This is a genomic window from Sphingomonas sp. GW821-FHT04B01 (assembly GCF_059420425.1).
Genome location: NZ_JBWKTR010000001.1, coordinates 1138667 through 1159628, shown reverse-complemented (window position 1 = coordinate 1159628; position 20962 = coordinate 1138667). Strand labels below are relative to the sequence as shown.

Here is a 20962-nt window from a genome sequence, read left to right as displayed (position 1 = left end):
GGACGGCATGACCCAGCCCCCCGCCCCCGGCCATCTCGCCGACCTGCAAACCGCCTTCGAGGATGGCCGCCTCTCCGGCGTCGACGGCAGCGCGCGCGATTGCCCGTTCGACCACAGCTCGGTGCTGATCCTCGCCGCCTGGCACGCCGGCTTCTCGCATGGCCGGCTCCAGGCGCGCGATATGCCCTCGCCGCCGCCGCAATGGCCGCCACATTGAGGTTAACCGTTCGTCTTATTTAACCTATTTAAGTGGTTAATGGGTGGAACGGCGACAAATGGGTGGAGTTGGACGCGGATGATCGATCCTGCCGACTCTGTCTTCGCCTTCGAGGAGGGGGATCACCTCACGCGCATCCACCTCAAGCTCGCGCTCGAGGACATCGGCTTCGTCGTGTGCGAGGAAGACGAGACGATCCACCTGCTCCACAAAGCGGAATGCGAAACACGGGATGGCGCCGCCCAGCGCTGACGGCGCGTCATCCGACGCGACCGATCGGACTACCGAGGTTCGAGCGATCTCCACTTTGAGGCCGTCACCCCGGACCCGTTCCGGGGTCCACCAGTCCGCAAGAGAAGGTATCACCTCAAGCCTTTCTCCTCGCCGCAGAGTAGACCCCGGAACCAGTCCGGGGTGACGGGCTGAGCTAGGCAAGGTCAGGTCAAACACAAACGACCATAAGCAACCACAACCCGATCAGGCGTCGATCGCCTCCTCGTCCAGCCGCGCCGCATTCTCCTGGATGAAGGCGAAGCGATGCGCCGGATTGTTACCCATCAGCCGGTCGACCAGATCCTTCACCCCCGCCCGCTCCTCATATTCCTGCGGCAGGGTGATGCGGATCATGCCGCGGGTCTTGGGGTCCATCGTCGTCTCCCGCAGCTGGCCGGGGTTCATCTCGCCGAGCCCCTTGAACCGCGCCACCTCGACCTTCTTGCCCTTGAACGCGGTCTTCTCCAGCTCGGCGCGATGCGCATCGTCGCGCGCGTACAGCGACTTGGCGCCGACCGTCAGCCGGTAGAGCGGCGGCTGCGCCAGATACAGATGCCCGCGCCGCACCAGATCGGGCATCTCCTGGAAGAAGAAGGTCATCAGCAACGTCGCGATATGCGCGCCGTCGACGTCGGCGTCGGTCATGATGACGACGCGCTCGTAGCGCAGCTGGCTCGCGTCGCACTCCTTGCGCGTCCCGCAGCCCAGCGCCTGGATCAGGTCGGCGATCTCCTGATTGGCGACGATCTTGGCGCTGGTCGCGCTGGCGACGTTGAGGATCTTGCCGCGGATCGGCAGGATCGCCTGCGTCTTGCGGTCGCGCGCCTGTTTCGCCGAGCCGCCCGCCGAATCGCCCTCGACGATGAACAGCTCGGTCCCCTCGTTGCCGTCGTTGGCGCAGTCGGTCAGCTTGCCGGGCAGGCGCAGCTTGCGCGCGCTGGTCGCGGTCTTGCGCTTGACCTCGCGCTCCTGCTTGCGGCGCAGCCGCTCGTCCATCCGCTCGAGCACATAGCCGAGCAGCGCCTTGCCACGGTCCATATTGTGGCCGAGCCAATGGTCGAAATGGTCGCGCACCGCCTTTTCGACCAGCCCCGCCGCCTCCGGGCTGGTCAGGCGGTCCTTGGTCTGGCTCTGGAATTGTGGATCGCGAATGAAGACGCTGAGCATCAGCTCGCTGCCGACCATCACGTCGTCGGCAGTGATCTCCTTCGCCTTCTTCTGGTGGATCAGCTCGCCGAACGCACGCAGGCCGCGCACCAGCGCCTGCCGCAGGCCCTGTTCGTGCGTGCCGCCGTCGGGGGTCGGGATCGTGTTGCAATACCAGCTGTAGCTGCCGTCGCTCCACAACGGCCAGGCGACCGCCCATTCGACACGGCCCTGTGCGCCGGGGAAATCCTGATTGCCCACGAAGAAGTCCGATGTCGCGCACTCGCGCCCGCCGACCTGTTCCTTGAGGTGGTCGGCGAGGCCGCCGGGGAATTGGAACACCGCCTCGGCCGGCGTGTCGGTCCCCTCGACCAGCTCGGGCGCGCAATGCCAGCGGATCTCGACCCCGGCGAACAGATACGCCTTCGACCGCGCGAGCTGGTAGAGCCGCTTTGGCTTGAACGCGAGCTCCGGCCCGAAGATCTCGGTATCGGGGGTAAAGGCGACCGAGGTGCCGCGCCGGTTGGGCGCCGCGCCGACATGCTCCAGCGGCCCCTGCGTCACGCCGCGGCTGAACCGCTGGCGATACAATTGCCGCTCGCGCGCCACCTCGACCAGCGTGTCCGACGACAGCGCATTGACCACCGATACGCCGACGCCGTGCAGGCCGCCGCTGGTCGCATAGGCCTTGCCGGCGAACTTGCCGCCCGAATGCAGCGTCGACAGGATCACCTCGAGCGCGCTCTTGTCGGGAAACTTGGGGTGCGGGTCGACCGGAATGCCGCGGCCGTTGTCGGTGATCGTCAGGCGGTTGCCCGGCTCCAGCGTCACCTCGATCCGCGTCGCATGGCCGGCGACCGCCTCGTCCATCGCATTGTCGAGCACTTCGGCGGCGAGATGGTGCAGCGCGCGCTCGTCGGTGCCGCCGACGTACATGCCGGGGCGGCGGCGGACGGGTTCCAGCCCCTCCAGCACCTCGATCGAAGATGCGTCGTAATTGCTCTCGGGCGCCGCGGCGGACGCAAAAAGGTCTTTGGCCATTACCGGGAACCATAAGGGAACATCGCCGCCGATACCAGCGCCGGGCAGTAGCGATGCGGCCGCCCCATGTTGCTCGAATATGTCTATACTGATGCATGAAAGCCACACTTTAAGTGAATCAAAATGCTGATGCATATCAACGGCATCCCGCACGTTCCTGAGCTGCTGCAAACACTCCGGGAGAGACTATGCGTACCACCCTGCTGCTCGGCGCCCTCGCCGCCGTCACCTTCGCCACCGCCGCCCAGGCTCAGGACGCCGGCGATCCGGCGCCGTTCTCGGGCATCTATGTCGGCGCCGCCGGCGGCTATGACGTTCAGCCCAACGACACCGGTTCGACGGTCCTGTTCGACCGCAGCTCGAACGGCAGCTTCGGCGACACGGTGATCGCGAACGGCGGCAACGCCTTCACCCCGGGTTTCTGCAACGGCCGCGCCCGCGCCGCGACGCCACTGCCCGCCGGCTGCGCCAACGACAAGGACGGCTGGTCCTATTATGGCCGTATCGGCATGGATTCGCAGACCGGCAACATCGTGATCGGTGCGCTCGGCGAGTTCGGCAAGACCGAGATCACCGACAGCGTCAGCGGCTTCTCGACCACGCCGGCCAATTACGTGATGACCCGCGACGTGAAGTGGGAAGCGAGCATCCGCGGCCGCGTCGGCTATGCGCCCGGCACGACGCTGTTCTACGGCACCTTCGGTCCGGGCTATGCCAATATCGACCGCAGCTTCACCTCGACCAACACTGCGAACGCCTTCACCCAGTCGGGCAAGCGCAAGCAGTTCGGCATCGTCGGCGGCGGCGGCATCGAGCAGAAGCTCGGCGAGCATTTCTCGGTCGGCATGGAATACACCTACCACCAGTATAACGACGACGACGCCCGCGTCCGCGTGGCGCAGGGCAGCGCGCCCGCGACCAACCCGTTCGTCGTCGGCGGCACCACGACCGACTTCCGTCGCTCGGACGAGAAGTTCCGCTGGCATTCGCTGCGCGCGACGGCGGCCTTCCGCTTCTAAGCGCGATCGTCACGCCCGTTCGAAAGGGATCGGCTTCGCAGGAGGCCGGTCCCTTTTTGCTGCATGCATCACGTCGGCGGACCGCGGTCTGTCCTACACGCCGGGCACGTGATATCTCCCGCGACGACGCTCTTTCTCATCGCCGCACCACGATCATGACAGATTTGGAAACGATGGAAGTCGATCGTTTCCGTTAAGGTGTCCATGTTGTCCATGTCGTCCAACATGGACGTGGTCCCTCGGCCTCCCGCAAGCCCTACGCGAAGGTCGGTCCCCGACACCCCAAGCGAGTACCCCGGCGTAGGCTGGGGCCCAGTTGGGCGAAGCTTTGGAATAACTTACGACGCTTTATCCTAACCGGACCCCAGGCTTCGCGACACCTTCGCAAAACTTCCCAGTGCTCCCGCGCAGGCGGGAGCCCAGGAGTCACGCACGCTATAAGATGTTGTTTTCGCTTGGCCCTGGGTTCCCGCCTTCGCGGAAACACGAGAAAGGGACGACAGCCTTTCTCGGCGGGATCGACATCCAGCGGCCGGAGTGAAGTCCTCCCCCGTCATGAAGTGCCGGGTTGGATTGCCCCCGGCGATTCAAGCCCACGCCACCACCCGCAATGAAAAAGGCCGCCCCCCCTCGCGGGAAGCGGCCTCGTTCACGCCGGATCACGATGGCTCAACGCACGCGCGGGCCACCGAACGGCAGCGGCGGCGGCGGACGCCGGTCGCGGCGCGGCAGCTGCGCCTGATAGGCGTGGCCGCAATGCGCGACGCAATACGGGAAACCGGGGTTCACCTTGTCGCCGCAGAAGTGGAAGTCCGGTTCGCCGGGATGGCCGAGCGGCCATTTGCAGATCCGGTCGTTGAGATCGAGCAGCGTCGTCTTGCCGGCGATCTCCGGCGACGGCTTGGCGGGCACCAGCCGGCGCGGCGGCGCTGGAGTGGAGGGCGGCTGCTGCTCGCCGGGCGACTGGCGGACGAATCCGCCGGGACCGACCGAGCGCAGGATCGGCTGCGGCTCGCGCTTGGGGGCGGCGACGACCTCTTCGTCCTCCTCCTCGTCCGCATCGTCCTCGACGGCGTCATCCTCGTCCTCGTCGGCATCGGCCGCGACGACCGGCTCCGGCGCCGGACGCGGGGGAACCGGCGGCGCCGCGACCACCGGTGCCGGCGCGGGTTCGGGCTCGGCCTCGGGCAGCGGCACGTCGGGCACCGGCGCGGCGGCGACCGGCTCGTTCGGCTTCACCGGCGACGGGCGCGACTGGAGGCCCAGGCGGTGAGCCTTGCCGATCACCGCGTTGCGGCTGACGCCGCCCAGCGTCTCGGCGATCTGGCTGGCGGTCTGCCCCGCCTCCCACATCGTCTTGAGCGTGTCGATCCGCTCGTCGGTCCAGGACATTATCACGTTCCTTACACTTGCGCCGGGTTGCGGGCGGCTGCGGCTGCGGTTACCCGCTTCGGCCATGAGCAGCCAGCCCCCAATCGGCGAGATCCAATCGGCAATCCGGTCCGCACCCGGCGTTCCGGTCATCCGGAACGTGAACTGGGGCGGCCTGAAGACCCTCTATGTGAAGGAGGTGCGCCGGTTCTTCAAGGTCCACCTCCAGACGGTGTGGGCGCCATCGATCACCACGTTGCTGTTCCTGATCGTCTTCACCATCGCCACCGGCGCGAAAAGCCCGGTCGTGGTCGGTGGCATCACCGTCCCCTTCGCCGATTTCATCGCGCCCGGCCTCATCATCAGCCAGGGGATGATGGGCCCCGCCTTTGCCAACGCCAGCTTCTCGCTGCTCGTCGGCAAGATCCAGGGGACGATCGTCGATTACCTGCAACCGCCTCTGTCGACGTGGGAATTGCTCGCCGCGCTGATCGGCGGCGCGATGACGCGGGCGTTCATCGTCGGCTTCATCTGCTGGTGCGCGATGGCGCTCTACCCCGGCGTCCACGTCACGCCGACCCACCCGCTGGCGATCCTGTGGTTCGGCCTGCTCGGCGCCGCCTTCCTGTCGTTCCTAGGCGTGCTGACCTCGATCTGGGCGGAAAAGTTCGACCATGCCGCCGCGGTGACCAATTTCGTCATCGCGCCGCTGTCGCTGCTGTCGGGCACCTTCTACTCGGTCGACCGGCTCGCCCCCGCCTTCCGCGCGTTCAGCTACGCCAATCCCTTCTTCTACATCATCTCCGGCTTCCGATACGGCTTCCTCGGCACCGCCGATTCGCCCATCATGGTCGGCAGCATCGCGATCCTCGCGGTGGACATCGCTCTGGGGGTCTTATGCTATCAGCTGCTCAAGCGAGGCTGGAAGCTCAAGAACTGATCGCGCTGACGGCGATGGCACTGCTCGCCCTGACGCCGCTGGCGGCATCGGCGCAGACGCCCCCCGCCGCCGCCGCGACACCCGCGGCCGATCCAGCGGTCCGCACCCGCGCCACCGCGCTGATCCCGGTGCTCGCCGGCCGCCCCGGCTACGACGCCCTCTTCACCGCCGCCTTCCGCCAGGCGGTACCGCCTGCGCATTGGACCGCGCTCGCCGCGCAATTGCGCGCCACGCTCGGCGAGCCGCGCCGCGTCGCCCGCCTCGATCCCGCCGGCCGCTGGGCGGCGACGGCGGTGATCGACTTTGACCGCGGCACCGCGATGCTGCGCCTGTCGCTCGATCCCGCCGCGCCGCATGCGATCGCCGGCCTGCTGATCACCGGCACCGACTTGCGCGGCGACACGCCCGCCAAGGTGCAGGCCGACCTCGCCGCCTTGCCCGGCATCGCGCAGGTCGGCATCTACGCGCTCGACGGCCCGCAACCTGCGCCGCTCGCCGAAACCCGTGCCGACACCCCCGCCCCGCTCGGCTCGGCGTTCAAGCTCTGGGTGCTCGCCGAGGCGGCGCGGCAGGTCGCGGCGGGGACGCGCCACTGGGACGAGGTCGTGACGGTCGGGCCGCCGTCGCTGCCCTCCGGCATCCTCCAAAACTGGCCGCGAGCCACGCCGGTGACGCTCCAGACGCTGGCGACGCTGATGATCTCGATCAGCGACAACACCGCCACCGACACGCTGGTCCGCCTGCTCGGCCGCGGCGAGGTGGATGCGATGGCGGCGCGATACGGCGCCACCGGCCCGGTCCTGACCACCCGCGAAGCCTTCGCGATCAAGGCCAACCCCGCACTCACCGCCGCCTGGACCGCGGCGGATGCCGCCGGTCGGCGCGCGCTGCTGGCGACCGAAGCAACGCGGATCGACGCCGCCCGTCTCGACCCGCTGATGTTCTCCTCGGGTCCGCTGGCCAGCGAGACCGTCGAATGGTTCGCCGCCCCGCGCGACATGGCACGCCTGCTCGCCGATCTCCGCGATGCCGGCCCGGTGGTGCGCGACATCCTGTCGATCAACCACGGCGTCGATCCCGCGACCGCGGCGCGCTTCGCCTATGTCGGCTTCAAGGGCGGCTCAGAACCCGGCGTCATCGCGCTCAACCTGCTGGCGCAGACGAGGACCGGCCGCTGGTATGCGATCTGCGCGAGCTGGCACAGCGCCGATGGCGCGGTCGACGAACCCCGGCTGATGGCGCTGGTCACGCGGGCGCTGGGGCTATTGGCGTCCTGACATGGCGGCGTCGCGCGCCAGCCACTCGCTGCGCAACATCGCGTAGATCAACGTATCGCGCACGCCGATATGCGTCTCCCACTCGGCCCGCAGCCATCCCTCGCACGTGAAGCCGATCCGCTCCAGCAGCCGTGCGGAGGCGACCGCGTCGGGATCGATATCGGCGAAGAGGCGCCGCGTGCCCTCGCCGAACAGCTGCGCGATCACCGCGCTCACCGCTTCGCGCGCCACGCCGCTGCCCCACGTCGCCCGGGCGAACAGATAGCCGATCTCGCTGACCCCGGGCCGCCTCTCGCCGACATAGACGAAGCCGATCGCCGCCGTCTCGCCCGCCCGCACCGCCGCCCAGGCGCGCTGCCCTAGTCGCATGTCCGCGAAATAGGCGCGCAGTTCCTCGACCGACGCGAACGGTCCGCGCGACCACCAATGCATCACCTCGGGGTCCGCCATGGCGGGAAACAGCGCCTCGGCGTCGTCCGGCACCAACGGCCGCAGCGTCAGCCGCGCCGTCGTCAGCGTCGGCGTATCGCTCACCCGGTCAGCGCGTCGACCAGCGCCCGGACCTTCGCCTGCCGCCATTGCGGCAGCGGCGCGACCAGCCAATAGCCGCAGCGCGACGGCTGCGGATCGCCGACCACCGCGACCTTGCCGTTGGCGATGTCGCGCGCCGCGAGCAGTTCGGACACCGTCGCACGGCCGAGCCCCGCCACCGCCGCATCGATCGCAAGACCCGCATCGGCGACGCGAACCAGCGCATGGCCGTCGCCACCGGGGCAGCCCGGCCAGGCGATCAGCGTCTCCGCCGCGCCGGGCGCGGCGATCGTCACCATGCCCTCCGACTCGAGCGCCTCGCCCTCATGCTCGCCCGGCCCTTCGCCCCAGCGGATCGCGAGGTCGAGGTTCGCTTCGGTGAAATCGACCGCATCGTCCGCCGCGATCAGCACGAAGCGCAACTCGCCGTCGCGCTGCGCGACCTCGGCGAGCCGCGGCATCAGCCATTTCTCGGTCAGGTCGCGCGGTGCGGCGATGGTCAGCGATTTGGACGATTGACCGGCCTGCATCGCGCGGACCGCCTCCTCGAACTGCAGGAAGCCGTCGCGCAGCGCACCCAGTCCGGCGTCCGCCTCGGGCGTCAGTTCCAACCCCCGCGTGGTGCGGCGGAACAGCACGACGCCCAGCGTATCCTCCAGCGCACGGATCTGCTGGCCGACCGCGGCGGGGGTCACCGCCAGCTCGTCGGCGGCGCGGGTGAAGCTCAGGTGGCGCGCCGCGGCGTCGAGCACGCGCAGCCCGTTGAGCGGCAGATGCGTCCGCTTCACGATTCGACCGCCGACGCGAGCAGCGCGAATTTGGGGATCGCCGCGTCGAAGCAGGCACCGTCCTCGTCGATCATCCGATAGCTGCCCTGCATCACCCCGCTCGGCGTCTGCAACGGGCAGCCCGAGACATAGTCGAAGCTCGCGCCGGGCGCGATCAGCGGCTGCTCGCCGACGACACCCTCGCCCTCCACCGAATGGCGGGCACCGCGTCCGTCGATGATCACCCAATGACGGGTCAGCAGTTGCACCGCCCGCGCCGATTCATTCTCGATGCGGATGTGATAGGCCCAAAACCAGCGGCCACGACGCGGCTCGGACTGTTCGGGCAGATAGCTTACCGCCACGCGTACCGTCACCCCGTCGGTGGTCGCGGCATGCGGGAAGAATTCCTTCACAGACCGACCTGCCGCAGCGCCTGGTCGAGATCGTCGATCAGGTCCTGCGGGTCTTCCAGCCCGACGTTGAGGCGCAGCATGCCCTCGTTGATCCCCATTTCGATCCGCTTGTCCTCGGCGACGCCGGCATGCGTGGTCGAGGCGGGGTGCGTCATCAGCGAGCGCGAATCGCCGATGTTGTTGGAGATGTCGATCAGCGCCAGCGCGTCGAGCAGCCCGTGCGCCTGGGCGCGATCGGCGACCTCGAAGGCGAAGATCGGGCCGGTCGCCGCCATCTGGCTCATCGCCAGCTCGTGCTGCGGATGGCTGGGCAGGCCGGGATGGAGGATGCGCGGCACGCGCCCTTCGAGGAAGCGGCCGACGGTGATCGCGCTCTGCGACTGGCGCTGGATGCGCAGGTCGAGCGTCTCGAGCCCCTTGAGCACCACCCAGGCGTTGAACGGCGACAGCGTCGGACCGGTGTTGCGGGTAAAGGGCAGCAGGGTGTTGTCGATGAAGTCCTTGCTGCCGCACACCGCGCCGGCGAGCACGCGGCCCTGCCCGTCCATCATCTTGGTCGCCGAATAAGCGGTGACGTCGGCGCCGAAGTCCATCGGCCGCTGGAGCGCCGGGGTGGCGAAGGCATTGTCGACGACGCTGACGATGCCGCGTTCGCGTGCGATGCCGCAGACCGCGCGCAGATCGACGACGTCCATCGTCGGATTGGCGGGCGTTTCGAAGAAAAAGACCTTCGTCTCGGGCCGGACCGCGTCGAGGAACGCCTGCGGGTCGCGCGCATCGACCACCGTCGTCGCGATGCCGAACTTGGGCAGCAGGGTATCGGTCAGCCAGCGGCACGAGCCGAAGGCGGCACGTCCACCGACGAGATGGTCCCCGGCCTGCAACTGGCACAGCAGCGCCGCGGTCATCGCCGCCATGCCGGTCGCCATCGTCCGGCACGCTTCGGCACCTTCGAGCAGCGCGATCCGCTGTTCGAGCATCTCGACGGTCGGATTCTGGAGGCGCGAATAGGTCATCCCCTCCTGCTCGCCGGCGAAGCGCGCCGCGGCATCGGCGGCCTTGTCGTACGTATAGCCCGAGGTGAGGAACAGCGCCTCGCTGGTCTCGCCATATTCGCTGCGCGCGGTGCCGCCACGGATGGCGAGCGTCGCCGGACGCCAGTTGGCGGTGATCGAGCGGTCCTGTCCTGCCTTGCGCTTCATGCGATGCGCTTAGCCGGACGGGTGCGGGCGGCGCAAGCGTTGCGGGTTTCCTGCTCCTCCCGCATCCGGAGAGTTGATCTTGCCAAGCCGCCCCTCCACGAGGACAAGACCGACGTGCGCCTCTTCTCCCGCCCCCTGCCCGCCGCGCTCGCCATCGGCCTCGTCGCGCAGTTGCTGTTCTGCTGGCGGCTGACCACGCCCCACGTGCTCGTCTTCGACGAGGTCCATTACGTCCCCGCGGCGCGGATGCTGCGCGGACTGGTCGGGCCGGTGAACATCGAGCATCCCTTGCTCGGCAAGACGCTGATCGCGCTGGGGATGACGATCTTCGGCGACGGCCCGCTCGGCTGGCGCGCGCTGTCGACCGTCGCGGCGAGCGCGGTGGTGACGGGGGTGTTCGCGATCCTGTGGCTGGTGTTCGGGCGGGTGCGCACCGCGAGCCTCGGCGCGGCGCTGACGCTGATCAACTTCACCGTCTTCGTGCAGGCGCGGATCGCGATGCTCGACGGGTTCATGGCGGCCTTCGTCGTCACCGGACTGGCCGCGCTGTTATGGGCGATGCGTGCGCGCGGCGCGGCGGTGTGGTGGCGGTGGCTGTTCGGCGCGCTGCTGCTCGGGCTGGCGGTGGGGACGAAATGGACCGCGCTGCCGTATCTGGGCTTTGCCGGTGCGACCTACTTGGTCGCGCGCTGGCGGCGGCCGGACCTCTGGCCCGGTCTCCATCCGCTGGTCGCGTTGCCGCTGCTCGGCGGCGTGGCGATGCTCGCCTATTTCGCGACATTCTGGCCCGCCTTCTTCTACGCCGACCAGCCGTTGACGTTCGCGCGACTGCTTCCCTTCCAGCTCGACATGTACCGCCAGCAGACGCAGGTGCTGCCGCCGCATACCTATCAGTCGAGTTGGTGGACGTGGCCGTTCGACTGGCGGCCGGTCTGGTATTTCTACGAGCCGGCGGACGGCGCGCAGCGCGGCATCCTGATGCTCGGCAATCCGGTGGTGATGTGGGGCGGGCTGGTCGCGGTGGTCGCCGGGATCGCGGCATGGGTGCGCGACGGCGACGCGCGGACCGGCGGTGTCGCCTTGCTATGGATCGCCAGCGTCGCGATGTGGGCGCTCATCCCCAAGTCGTTGGGCTTCTATTATTATTACTATCTGTCGAGCATCTGGCTGGCGATGGCGATCGCCGCGGCGTTCGACCATTGGCGGGTGCGCCTGCGCTATTGGGACGAAGCGTTCCTCGCCTCGAGCGCGGTGCTGTTCATCCACTTCCACCCGATCCTGTCCGCCGCCGCGCTGCGCGGGCCGGGGTCGTTCCATGGCTGGATGTGGCTGAAGAGCTGGGTCTGACGAAACCGTTCGTGCTGAGCCTGTCGAGGCACGGTGAGACTCACCTGCCCTTCGACAGGCTCAGGGCGAACGGACGACTGCGTCAGTACCGACCCCATACGAATTTCGACGACAGCGCGTAATTCCACACCGCGCCCACCAATATTCCGAGCAGCGCGGACGCCGCCGCGCCCTCGTTATGGACGTCGTGGACGAAGGCGGCGATGCCGACGTTCGCGACCAGCCCGACCGAACAGACGACGCAGAACGACACCCAGCCGTCGAGCCACTGCCGCACGCCCTTCAGCCGCCGGTCGCGATAGGTCAACGCATTGTTGAGCGCGAAGTTGAACGTCATCGCCGCCAGCGCGCCGAGAATCTGCGCGCCGAGGAAGGCCGCGCCGAACAGCATCGCGACGCCGAGCACGCCCATATGCACGCCGACGCCGAGCACGCCGATGCACGAGAACATCGCGAAGCGTACCGGCACGAACCGCCCGAACATGCGGTCGTAGAGGGCGATCAGATATTCCATCGCGACGACGTGATCGAGTTTCGACTCGCCCTCCGTCCGCACCCGGAAGGTATAGGGCAGTTCGGCGAAGCGCAGCGGTTCGGCGCTGGCGGTCATCAAATCGAGCAGGATCTTGAAGCCGATCGCCGACAATTCGGGGGCGAGCCGCCGCGCATGAGCGGTGCGGATCGCGAAGAAGCCGCTCATCGGATCGCTGAGGTCGCCCTTGAGCACCCGGCGCGACAGCCGCGTCGCGAACGCCGATTTGGCGACGCGGTCGCGGTCCCAGTCGCCGGTCCCCCCGCCGTCGACGAAGCGCGAGCCGACCACCACGTCGAGATCGGCATCGGCCTGCAACAGGTTGAGCATCTTGGGCAGCAACGTCTCGTCATGCTGCAGATCGCCGTCGATCACCGCGACCACCGGCGCGGCGGTCGCGCACATCCCCTCGATACAGGCGGACGACAGTCCGCGCCGGCCGATGCGATGGATCACCCGCACCCGCGTATCGACCCGCCCCAGCTCGCGCGCCGCCTCGGCGGTGCCGTCGGGACTGTCGTCGTCGACGAAGATCGCTTCCCAGCGCCGCCCGGCCAGCGCCTGATCGAGCCTGGCGATCAGCGTCGGCACATTGGCGCGTTCGTTGAACGTCGGGATGACGACCGCGATCTCGAGCAGCGCGCTCACAGGACGGCGAGGACGGCGTCCCCCATTGCGGCCGTGCTCATCGTCCCGCCGAGATCGGCGGTGCGCGCGCCGTCGCGGATCGCCTGCGCCACCGCCGCCTCGATCCGGTCCGCCGCCGCGCCGTTCCCGAGAGAATGGCGCAGCATCATCGCCGCCGACAGGATCGCGGCGCAGGGGTTGGCCTTGCCCTGCCCGGCGATATCGGGGGCCGAGCCGTGGATCGGCTCGTACAGCCCCTTGCCCGCATCATCGAGGCTCGCCGAGGGCAGCATGCCGATCGATCCGGCGCACATCGACGCCTGATCCGACAGGATGTCGCCGAACAGATTGCCGGTGACGATCACGTCGAACTGGCCGGGATTGCGCACGAGCTGCATCGCGGCATTGTCGACGTACATATGGGTCAGCGTCACGTCGGGATACTCCGCCGACACCTCGATCACCACGTCGCGCCACAATTGCGAGGTTTCGAGGACGTTGGCCTTGTCGACCGAGCAGAGCTGGCCGCGCCGCTTGCGCGCCGTCTCGAACCCGACGCGGGCGATGCGCCGCACCTCGGTTTCGTCGTAGCTCATGATGTCATAGCCTTCGCGATGCCCCGCGGCGGTGGTGCGACGCCCCTTCTCGCCGAAATAGACGTCGCCGTTGAGTTCGCGGACGATGACGAGGTCGATCTGGCGCGCGACGTCGGGCTTCAGTGCCGAGGCGTCCTCCAGCCCCTCGAACAAGGTGGCGGGGCGCAGGTTCGAGAAGAGCGACAGATGCTTGCGCAGCCCGAGGATCGCCTGTTCGGGGCGCAGCGCGCGTTCGAGCGAATCGCAGCTCGGATCGCCGACCGCGCCGAACAGCAACGCATCCGCGCGCCGCGCGACGTCGAGCGTCGCCTCGGGCAGCGGATGGCCGACGCTGTGATAGGCGACGCCGCCGACCGGTGCCTCCTCATAGGTCAGGTCGAGATCGAGCGCGTCGAGCACGCGGCGCGCCTGGGTGATGACTTCGGGGCCGATGCCGTCGCCCGGCAGGAGTGCGATCAATGCCATGGCCGCTGCCTAGCCGCGGCGCCGGGCTTCACGCAACGGCCCTTTTCAGCATCGCGACCAGCCGTTCGCGCGCGACGAGCGGATCGGCGCGGCGATCGGTGAGCAGATCGCGCGCGAGGAAATGGCCGGTGATGGCAAGGCCGGCAAGGATATCGGGCCAGTCCGCCGCGCCGCCTTCGGTGAGGAAGGCGGGCAAAGCGAACAGCCGCGCCTCATAGCCATAGGCCGCGCCGCGGCTGACCGCGCCGCCGCTGCGGGGGGAGACGAAGCCGAGATCCTCCTCGCCGCCGGTGACGACGCAGGCGGTGAGATCGAGGCCGAAGCCGAGTTCGGCGAGCAGCAGCAGTTCGTAGCGGACGAGCGCGCTCGCCCAGCCGCGCGCCGCCGGCGCCGCCTCGACCGCGTCGAGCACCGCGCCGAGCGCGTCGTAGAGCCGCGGATAGGGCTGCGCCTCGGGCAGCGCCGCGGCGGTCAAGGCGGTGACCCAGGCGAGCGCGGCAGCGGGCAAGGGCTCGCCGTGCAGCGCGGCGCGGCTGTGCAGCGGTTCGACGGTGAGCGCGGCGAGCTGTTCGCCGGTGCGCGCACGCCATTCGCCGGCGATCGCATTGGCCGGCTGCAACACGGGGCGCAGATGCCGCGACCGGCCGCCGCGGACATAGCCGGGCTGGACGCCGTCGCCGCGGGTCAGCGCGCGCACCACCGCACCGTGCTCGCCATGCGCGCGGATCGCGAGAACGATGGCTTCGGCACGCAGATGCATCAAGGGGATATAGCCCCGCGGCCCTTTCCCGCCAGAGGCAGGACCGACGGCACGCTACCGCCGCACCCGCTTCGCCAGCGCCGCCACCCGCGGATGCCGCGCCGCCCGTTTCGCCCACGCCATTGCTCCATCGAACCCCGCCAGCGCCGCCAGCGTCGTCCGGTTCGCCAGCGTCGGACGCAGCAGCAACAGGTCGACGCAAGGCACACCGTCCGTGGCGAACTGGCGCTTGTGCTGGCCCTCGCCCTCGGTGAAATCGAAGCGCGCGAAACGGTCGTCGAAGAGGTCGCGCATCGCCGCCGCGTGCAACACCGTGCCGGGCGACAGGTCGCTCCACGCGGGATCATGGCCAACATGATCGTAGCGCAACGCCGATCCCTGCGCCGTACAACACAGATAGGCCGCCGGCATCCCGCCGATCAGCAGCAGCCACGCACGCAGCCCATCCGCCGCCGCCAGCGCCGACAGATGCGCCACCGCCGCCGGATCCTCGGGCAGGCCGGCGTCGAGCAGGCGTTCCTGATAGGTCGTCGCCGACACGGCCCGCGCCAGCGGGTAGAAAGCGGCGAACTCTGCCGTGGTTCGATAGGCGTGAATCTCCAGCCCCGCCGCCTCGATCTTTCGGGTCTTGCGCTTCAGCGTCGACCGCGCCGAGCCCGACAGGCCTGCGAGCCACGCCGCATGGCCGATGCCCAGATCGGTATAGAAACGCGTATAGCGCTGGCGCACCATCGCGATACGGCCGGCACGCTCCACCGCGGCGGCGAGCGATGCAGGCAGCGAGGTGATCAGATAGCCGTCACCATCGGTCTCGGGCAGGATCGGCACCTGCCCTGCCAACACCTCGTCGAGCGACAGCGCCACCCGCACCAGCCGTCGCCGCACCGCTGCCACGGTCCGCGCCCCGATCTGGAACTTGAGCGCCACCACCGTCATACGCCGCGTTCCGCGACCCAATTCGACCACAGTTGCTCGGCCTGCCGCAACCGCCGGCGGAGCGCATTGGCGCCGAGCGGGCGATCGTCCTGCCCCAGCGCCAGCGCGGGACGGTCGGCGAAATGCGCCGTCGGCAGCGCGTCGGTGCGCAATGCCAGCAGCCGGCACAAGGTATCGAAACGCCGGACGTGCACGCCATTGGCGCGCGTGCCGAGCCGGTTGGCGAGCTCGAAGCCATGGCTGACGATCGTCACCGCGGCATGGCCCTCCGCCGCGGCATGATCCAGCGCCGCCGCAGTCTCCGCCCCCGACAGCGCGCATAATTGAAAGGTGCGCCACATGCCCGGCGCATCCTCGATCACCGTCACCGGCACCTCGATCAGATGATGGTCGATCGGCGCGATCTGCGCGGGCGGCAGCGCGATCCGGCTCTCCGCCGCCTCGGCGCCATTGTGGCTGCTGTCATAAGCGAAACCGAGCTCGGCGAGCGCGATCAGCGTATCCTCGTTCGCCGCATAGCCGCCGGCGCGAAACGCGATCGGCGCCGGCGCGCCGGCGGCGACCAGCAGTTCGACCGCGCCGCGCAGCAGGTCGCGCTGCTCGGCCAACGTATATTCGTGAAGCTGGAAGCGGGCGTAATGCGCGCCACGATCGCCGACCCGCGCCGCGGTCCAATTGGGATGGAGATGGAGCTGCACCTCCTGCCCCGCCGCGAGAATGGTATCGACCATCCGCTTGACCGGCGCGAGGCCGAAGATCAGCGCCGGCATCGGATCGACGAAGAAACATGCCTTCAAACCGTGCTCGGCGAGCAGATCGAGCTGATAGTCCAGCCCCACCCCGGCGGGTTCGATCGACCGCGCATAGATCGTCTCGACGTCGAGCCCGGCGGCGTGATGCCGCCAGGCGAATTCGGTGTCGATCGTGAGGAAGACGCGGGTCACCATGGCCCGGCCATACGGCAGGGACATGAACAATTGGTAGGGCCATCACCGTGCGTGGTAGAAGTCGTACACCTGCTGCGCGACGCCCGCCGACACGCCCGGCGCCTTCTTGAGATCCTCGAGGCTGGCGTTGCGCACCGCGCGGCCGGTGCCGAAATGCATCAGCAGCGCCTTCTTGCGCGCCGGGCCGATGCCCGGCACCTCGTCGAGCGGGCTCGCGCCGATGGCCTTCGAGCGCTTGTCGCGATGCGCGCCGATCGCGAATCGGTGCACCTCGTCGCGCAGCCGCTGGAGGTAGAAGAGCACCGGCGCGTTGACCGGCAGCTGGAATTCGCGCCCGTCGAGCATGTGGAACACCTCGCGCCCGTCGCGGCCGTGATGCGGCCCCTTGGCGACGCCGACCATGCATACATCCTCGATGCCGAGATCCTCGAGCACCGCCTTGGCGGCATGGAGCTGCGGCTTGCCGCCGTCGATCAGCACCAGATCGGGCCACGTGCCGTCGTCGCGATCGGGGGCCTCGTCGAGCTGGCGCGCGAAGCGGCGGCGGAAAACCTCGCGCATCATGCCGACGTCGCTGTCGGTCGCCGCCTCGTTGCCCTTGATGTTGAACTTGCGATACTGGCCCTTGCGGAACCCCTCCGGCCCGGCGACGACCATCGCACCCAGCGCGTTCGTCCCCTGGATATGGCTGTTGTCGTAGACCTCGATCCGGTCCGGCGGCTCGGGCAGGTCGAACAGATCGGCGACCTCGCGCAGCAGCCGCGCCTGCGTCGTGCTTTCCGCCAGCCGCCGTTCGAGCGCCTCGATCGCGTTGCGCTTGGCCTGATCCATCAGCCGCCGCCGGTCGCCGCGCTGCGGCACCGACAGCGCGACCTTGTAGCCGGCACGCTCGCCGAGCGCCTCGCCGAGCAACGCACCCTCGGTCAGATCGCGGTCGAGCAGGATCGTCTTGGGCGGCGGCACCTCCTCGTAGAATTGGGTGAGGAAGCTTGCCAGCACCTCGTCCTCGGGCACCTCGTTGGTATGCTGCGGGAAGAAGCTGCGATGCCCCCAGTTCTGGCCGCCGCGGATGAAGAACGCCTGGATGCCCATTGTCCCGTCGCGGCAGGCGAGCGCGAAGACGTCGGCATCGCCGACCCCCTCGGCGTTGATCGCCTGCGAGCCCTGGACGAAGGTAAGCGCCTTCAGCCGGTCGCGGATCAGCGCGGCCAGTTCGAAATCCATATTCTCCGCCGCCGCCTGCATCTGCGCGCCGAGCTTGGCCTGCACCTTGGTCGACTTGCCGGCGAGGAAGTCGCGGCAATCGTTGACCAGCTCCTGATATTCGTCCTTGCCCACGCGGCCGACGCACGGCGCCGAGCAGCGCTTGATCTGGTAGAGCAGGCACGGCCGGTCGCGCGTCTTGAAGAAACCGTCGGTGCAGGAGCGCAACAAGAACAGTTTCTGCAACGCGTTGAGCGTGTTGTTGACGCTGCCCGCGCTGGCGAAGGGGCCGTAGTAATTGCCCGGCGCGCGGCGCGCGCCGCGATGCTTCTGGACGCGCGGAAAATCGTGATCGCCGCGCAGCAGGATGAACGGGAACGACTTATCGTCGCGCAGCAGCACGTTGTAGGCGGGACGATAGCGTTTGATGAGCTGCGCCTCGAGCAGCAGCGCCTCCGCCTCGTTGTTGGTGGTGACGATCGTCATCGACCGCGTCTGCGCGATCATCCGCTGCAGCCGCTTGGTCAGCCCCTTGACCTGCGTGTAATTGGCGACGCGCTGCTTGAGCGAGCGCGCCTTGCCGACATAGAGGACGTCACCCTTGGCATCGTGCATGCGATACACGCCGGAGCGGCTCGGCAGCGTGGCGAGGACGTTGCGGATCGCGGCGATCCCCGCGTCGAGATCCGGCGTATCGGACCCGCGTACGGTGAAGGTGGCGCGTTCTTCGTTGAATCGATCGGGAGGACCGTAACCGGACATGAACGGCATGTAGGAGTCGCGGCGGTGCGGGGCTAGAGGCTTGCGACGACGCGGGGAATTCCTCCCCCGCCAATGCGAGGAACGGGGGTTACCGCCCCGATGGCAGCGCGCGGCGGCTCCGGACCTTCTTGACCGGAGTCGACGCCCCCTCGATCGCGGCCAGATCCGCCGCCACCTTCGCGAGCAGCGCCGGCGTCATCTGCCCGCCGCTGAGCGGTGCGAGCTTGCGCAGCGACAGCGCCTGAAACTTCGGCAGATTGGGGTCGTCGCTCATCCCCGGCACGTCGCGATCGAGGATCGCCTTCGCGCGCGGCTCGGCGATCAGGTCCGCGATCGGCGTATCGAGCGAATAGCCGCCCGCCGCCGGGGCGGCCGGGGTCGCCGCAGCAACGGGTGCGACCGGCGCGGCAGGCGCCGCCGGCGCGGTCACCGTCTCGTCGGCCGGCAGGTCGAGCGCGAATTTGTCCGCCGCCTGCGCAGCCTGCGAGGATTGCGCCAGCATCAGCGCGGCGAACAGAAGCATCGACATCGGGCCACCTCGATCCGGCCGCGCAAGGGCGCGCCGTACCCCGTTGTAGCAGTCCCGCGCCGGTGTGAAAGGGTCAGACCTGCGCGAACATCTTGGTGCCGACGATGCCGATTACGGTCAATGCCATGAAACACGCCTGCACCATGCCGACCTTATCGCCGAACAGCAGCACGCCGCCGATGATGACGCCGACCGCGCCGCAGCCGGTCCACACCGCATAGGCCGTGCCGGCGGGCAGGCCGCGCATCGCGAGCGCGAGCAGCCCCATGTTGACGAAGGACAAAATGATCGGAACGCTCGACGCTTGCCACGTCGCGAGCGTCGCCGCCCATTTCAGGCTGAGCGCCCAGCAGATTTCGGTGAAAACGGCGACGCCCAGGATGAGCCACGACATGGATGTTACTCCTGTACGGGCTCGTGGATGCAGGACGGCGCCGGAAACCCGGGAAGAGACGCGCGTCTGAGATATCAATCCTCCCCGGCACGGGAGGTGGCAGCGCTTCAGCGCTGACGGAGGGGGGCTTCCACAGACGCTGTGCTCGTGGGCGCCCCCTCCACCACCCGCTGGCGCGGGCGGTCCCCTCCCCCGCTAAAGCGAGGGAGGACTTAGAAGGTTAGTTCACCCGGCTCAGGCCCGCGATCGAGCGATCGATCATTGCGCGGTCGGCCTGCGCGTCGAGCTGCTCGGCGATCAGCACCGCCGCCGCCTTCGATGCCGTCTCCGCGGCCAGGGCACGTACCTCCGCGATCGCGGTCCGCTCGGCGGCAGCGATCTTGTCCTCGGCGCGCTTGGTGCGGCGGGCCATCAGCTCCTCCGCATCATGCTTCGCCTTGGCGATGATCTGATTGGCTTCCTGCTGGGCGTGATGCCGCATCGTCACCGCATCCGCCTCGGCCGCCTTGGCCTTGGCCGCATATTCGTTGCGCAGCACCTCGGCCTCGGCACGCAGCGTCTTGGCCTCGTCGAGCTGCTGGCGAACCGCGGCGATCTGCTTGTCGAGGCTGGCGGCGATCTTCGCCGGCACCTTTACGACCAGCATGCCGATCAGCACGACGAGCGCAGCGATGCCCACCCAGCCGGTGGTGTTGAAGCCCAGCGCGGTCGCCTCGACGGCATGGTCCGCACCCGGCTCGGAAACGTTGGCAGTCAACTGGCTGCCGTCACGGACGTTCTGCGGCTGCATCGCTTCGGCCGATGCCGCGTCGGACAGATTGGCGGCGACGAGATTGCTGGCGGAATTAGCCATGCGCATTGCTCCGGCGCACCGCATCCGCGGCGGCATCGATGCTGACGGTCAGACCCGAAACCTTGGCGACCAGCTCCTGCGCGACATCCGCCGCGACCGACTGGAGGTTGAGCATCGCCTGCGCCTTGGCATTGCCGACCGCGAGGTCGTGATGCGCGAGCCGCTCGGCGAGTTCCGCATCGGCGGACCGGATCTGGCTTTCGGCCGCCTTGGCGGCCTGTGCCTTGGCGGCGGTGGTCTCGGCGAGCGCCGCGGCGCGCGCCTCGTCCATCTTCAGGCGCCATGCCGCCTCGACCTGGTCGGCGGCGAGACGGGCCTGTTCGGCCGCGGCAAGGTCGGCCGCGATCTGGCCTTCACGCGCGTCCACGGTCGCGATGACCCGTGGCACCATCATCTTGCCGATCCCGAAATACAGGATGCCAAAGGTGACGAGCAGCCAGAAGATCTGCGAGGCGTAGGTGGCAGCGATCTGCGAAATCTGAGGCATTTAGGACCTTTTGCGCGACCTCGAAGAGTCGCCGGGCGCGCACGCCCGGCGGACACGTCCGATGTTAGGCGACGAAGAGCAGGATGATCATCGTCACGAAGGCGAGCAGGCCGAGCAGCTCGGCGCCCGCGAAACCGATGAACAGACGGCCCTGCTGGCTGTCCGCGGCACCCGGGTTGCGCAGCGCACCCTCGAGGAACTTGGCGAACACGTTGCCCACGCCGAGCGAGGCGAGGCCCATGCCGATCGCGGCCAGACCGGCACCGATCATCTTGGCGGCTTCTGCGTCCATGTCAAAACTCCCGTATCAAATCTAAAGGTTGG

23 protein-coding genes are annotated in these 20962 nt (G+C 68.5%); 6 read left to right on the top strand and 17 right to left on the bottom strand.

What is annotated here, in order from left to right:
• The first annotated feature begins 7 nt into the window (after positions 1-7).
• Together AC07UH_RS05720 and AC07UH_RS05715 are read left to right on the top strand one after the other, a co-directional pair.
• On the top strand, positions 8-217 hold the full coding sequence (locus AC07UH_RS05720; RefSeq protein WP_038662501.1) for a hypothetical protein: 210 nt from the start codon (positions 8-10) through the stop codon (positions 215-217).
• 78 nt (positions 218-295) lie between these two features.
• Complete coding sequence (locus AC07UH_RS05715) at positions 296-469, top strand: hypothetical protein (protein WP_156143816.1); 174 nt, start codon at positions 296-298, stop codon at positions 467-469.
• Positions 470-694: 225 nt separating this feature from the next.
• On the opposite strand, the gene parE is transcribed toward AC07UH_RS05715, so the two are convergent.
• Positions 695-2677 carry a DNA topoisomerase IV subunit B gene (parE, locus tag AC07UH_RS05710; RefSeq protein ID WP_495179053.1) on the bottom strand — a complete coding sequence of 661 codons (1983 nt, stop codon included), beginning with the start codon at positions 2675-2677 and terminating at the stop codon, positions 695-697.
• 188 nt (positions 2678-2865) lie between these two features.
• On the opposite strand from parE, the gene AC07UH_RS05705 reads away from it, so the two are divergent.
• Positions 2866-3696, top strand: coding sequence for an outer membrane protein (locus tag AC07UH_RS05705; protein ID WP_495179054.1), 831 nt, complete (start codon positions 2866-2868; stop codon positions 3694-3696).
• Between the two features lie 669 nt (positions 3697-4365).
• On the opposite strand, the gene AC07UH_RS05700 is transcribed toward AC07UH_RS05705, so the two are convergent.
• A complete protein-coding gene (locus AC07UH_RS05700) occupies positions 4366-5088 on the bottom strand; it encodes a GcrA family cell cycle regulator (RefSeq protein ID WP_495179055.1) in 723 nt (240 codons plus the stop codon).
• Between the two features lie 64 nt (positions 5089-5152).
• Here AC07UH_RS05700 and AC07UH_RS05695 point away from each other — a divergent pair, with 64 nt between their 5' ends.
• Positions 5153-6007: an ABC transporter permease gene (locus AC07UH_RS05695; RefSeq protein WP_495179056.1), complete on the top strand. Its 855-nt coding sequence runs from the start codon at positions 5153-5155 to the stop codon at positions 6005-6007.
• 14 nt (positions 6008-6021) lie between these two features.
• Positions 6022-7284, top strand: coding sequence for a serine hydrolase (locus AC07UH_RS05690; RefSeq protein ID WP_495179057.1), 1263 nt, complete (start codon positions 6022-6024; stop codon positions 7282-7284).
• Here AC07UH_RS05690 and AC07UH_RS05685 read toward each other — a convergent pair.
• Genes AC07UH_RS05685 through AC07UH_RS05670 form a run of 4 tightly spaced genes read right to left on the bottom strand, consistent with a single transcriptional unit; the run spans position 7270 to position 10200 of the window.
• Positions 7270-7818 carry a GNAT family N-acetyltransferase gene (locus AC07UH_RS05685; RefSeq protein WP_495179058.1) on the bottom strand — a complete coding sequence of 183 codons (549 nt, stop codon included), beginning with the start codon at positions 7816-7818 and terminating at the stop codon, positions 7270-7272. The genes AC07UH_RS05690 and AC07UH_RS05685 overlap by 15 nt on opposite strands.
• The gene (locus AC07UH_RS05680) at positions 7815-8603 is read right to left on the bottom strand and encodes a LysR family transcriptional regulator (RefSeq protein WP_038662521.1); all 789 of its coding nucleotides are present in this window, start codon (positions 8601-8603) and stop codon (positions 7815-7817) included. The genes AC07UH_RS05685 and AC07UH_RS05680 overlap by 4 nt, the downstream gene beginning before the upstream one ends.
• The gene (gene apaG, locus AC07UH_RS05675) at positions 8600-8998 is read right to left on the bottom strand and encodes a Co2+/Mg2+ efflux facilitator ApaG/CorD (RefSeq protein ID WP_038662524.1); all 399 of its coding nucleotides are present in this window, start codon (positions 8996-8998) and stop codon (positions 8600-8602) included. Before apaG ends, AC07UH_RS05680 begins: the two co-directional genes overlap by 4 nt.
• Positions 8995-10200, bottom strand: coding sequence for a trans-sulfuration enzyme family protein (locus AC07UH_RS05670; protein WP_495179059.1), 1206 nt, complete (start codon positions 10198-10200; stop codon positions 8995-8997). Before AC07UH_RS05670 ends, apaG begins: the two co-directional genes overlap by 4 nt.
• Before the next feature lie 114 nt (positions 10201-10314).
• Between AC07UH_RS05670 and AC07UH_RS05665 the strand changes: the two genes are divergently transcribed.
• Positions 10315-11547 (top strand): phospholipid carrier-dependent glycosyltransferase, encoded by a 1233-nt coding sequence (locus tag AC07UH_RS05665; RefSeq protein WP_495179060.1) that lies wholly within the window; start codon positions 10315-10317, stop codon positions 11545-11547.
• Between the two features lie 82 nt (positions 11548-11629).
• Here AC07UH_RS05665 and AC07UH_RS05660 read toward each other — a convergent pair whose 3' ends face one another.
• The 11 genes from AC07UH_RS05660 to AC07UH_RS05610 form a co-directional block, all read right to left on the bottom strand.
• Positions 11630-12727 (bottom strand): glycosyltransferase family 2 protein, encoded by a 1098-nt coding sequence (locus AC07UH_RS05660; protein WP_495179061.1) that lies wholly within the window; start codon positions 12725-12727, stop codon positions 11630-11632.
• Positions 12724-13767, bottom strand: a complete 1044-nt coding sequence (gene leuB / locus AC07UH_RS05655) for a 3-isopropylmalate dehydrogenase (RefSeq protein WP_495179062.1) — start codon at positions 13765-13767, stop codon at positions 12724-12726. Before leuB ends, AC07UH_RS05660 begins: the two co-directional genes overlap by 4 nt.
• Before the next feature lie 28 nt (positions 13768-13795).
• Positions 13796-14527 carry a DNA repair protein RecO gene (recO, locus tag AC07UH_RS05650; protein WP_495179063.1) on the bottom strand — a complete coding sequence of 244 codons (732 nt, stop codon included), beginning with the start codon at positions 14525-14527 and terminating at the stop codon, positions 13796-13798.
• A 54-nt stretch (positions 14528-14581) separates the two neighbouring features.
• Positions 14582-15463 (bottom strand): GNAT family N-acetyltransferase, encoded by an 882-nt coding sequence (locus tag AC07UH_RS05645; protein ID WP_495179064.1) that lies wholly within the window; start codon positions 15461-15463, stop codon positions 14582-14584.
• Positions 15460-16410: a polysaccharide deacetylase family protein gene (locus AC07UH_RS05640; protein WP_495179065.1), complete on the bottom strand. Its 951-nt coding sequence runs from the start codon at positions 16408-16410 to the stop codon at positions 15460-15462. Before AC07UH_RS05640 ends, AC07UH_RS05645 begins: the two co-directional genes overlap by 4 nt.
• A 42-nt stretch (positions 16411-16452) precedes the next feature.
• A complete protein-coding gene (uvrC, locus tag AC07UH_RS05635; RefSeq protein ID WP_495179066.1) occupies positions 16453-18375 on the bottom strand; it encodes an excinuclease ABC subunit UvrC in 1923 nt (640 codons plus the stop codon).
• Positions 18376-18463: 88 nt separating this feature from the next.
• Positions 18464-18904, bottom strand: coding sequence for a hypothetical protein (locus AC07UH_RS05630; protein ID WP_495179067.1), 441 nt, complete (start codon positions 18902-18904; stop codon positions 18464-18466).
• A 73-nt stretch (positions 18905-18977) separates the two neighbouring features.
• Positions 18978-19298 carry a DMT family transporter gene (locus AC07UH_RS05625; protein WP_495179068.1) on the bottom strand — a complete coding sequence of 107 codons (321 nt, stop codon included), beginning with the start codon at positions 19296-19298 and terminating at the stop codon, positions 18978-18980.
• A gap of 220 nt (positions 19299-19518) precedes the next feature.
• Complete coding sequence (locus tag AC07UH_RS05620) at positions 19519-20151, bottom strand: F0F1 ATP synthase subunit B family protein (protein WP_495179069.1); 633 nt, start codon at positions 20149-20151, stop codon at positions 19519-19521.
• Positions 20144-20638, bottom strand: a complete 495-nt coding sequence (locus AC07UH_RS05615; RefSeq protein ID WP_495179070.1) for a F0F1 ATP synthase subunit B family protein — start codon at positions 20636-20638, stop codon at positions 20144-20146. The genes AC07UH_RS05620 and AC07UH_RS05615 overlap by 8 nt, the downstream gene beginning before the upstream one ends.
• A gap of 64 nt (positions 20639-20702) precedes the next feature.
• Complete coding sequence (locus AC07UH_RS05610; protein ID WP_038662560.1) at positions 20703-20930, bottom strand: F0F1 ATP synthase subunit C; 228 nt, start codon at positions 20928-20930, stop codon at positions 20703-20705.
• Positions 20931-20962: the final 32 nt, after the last annotated feature.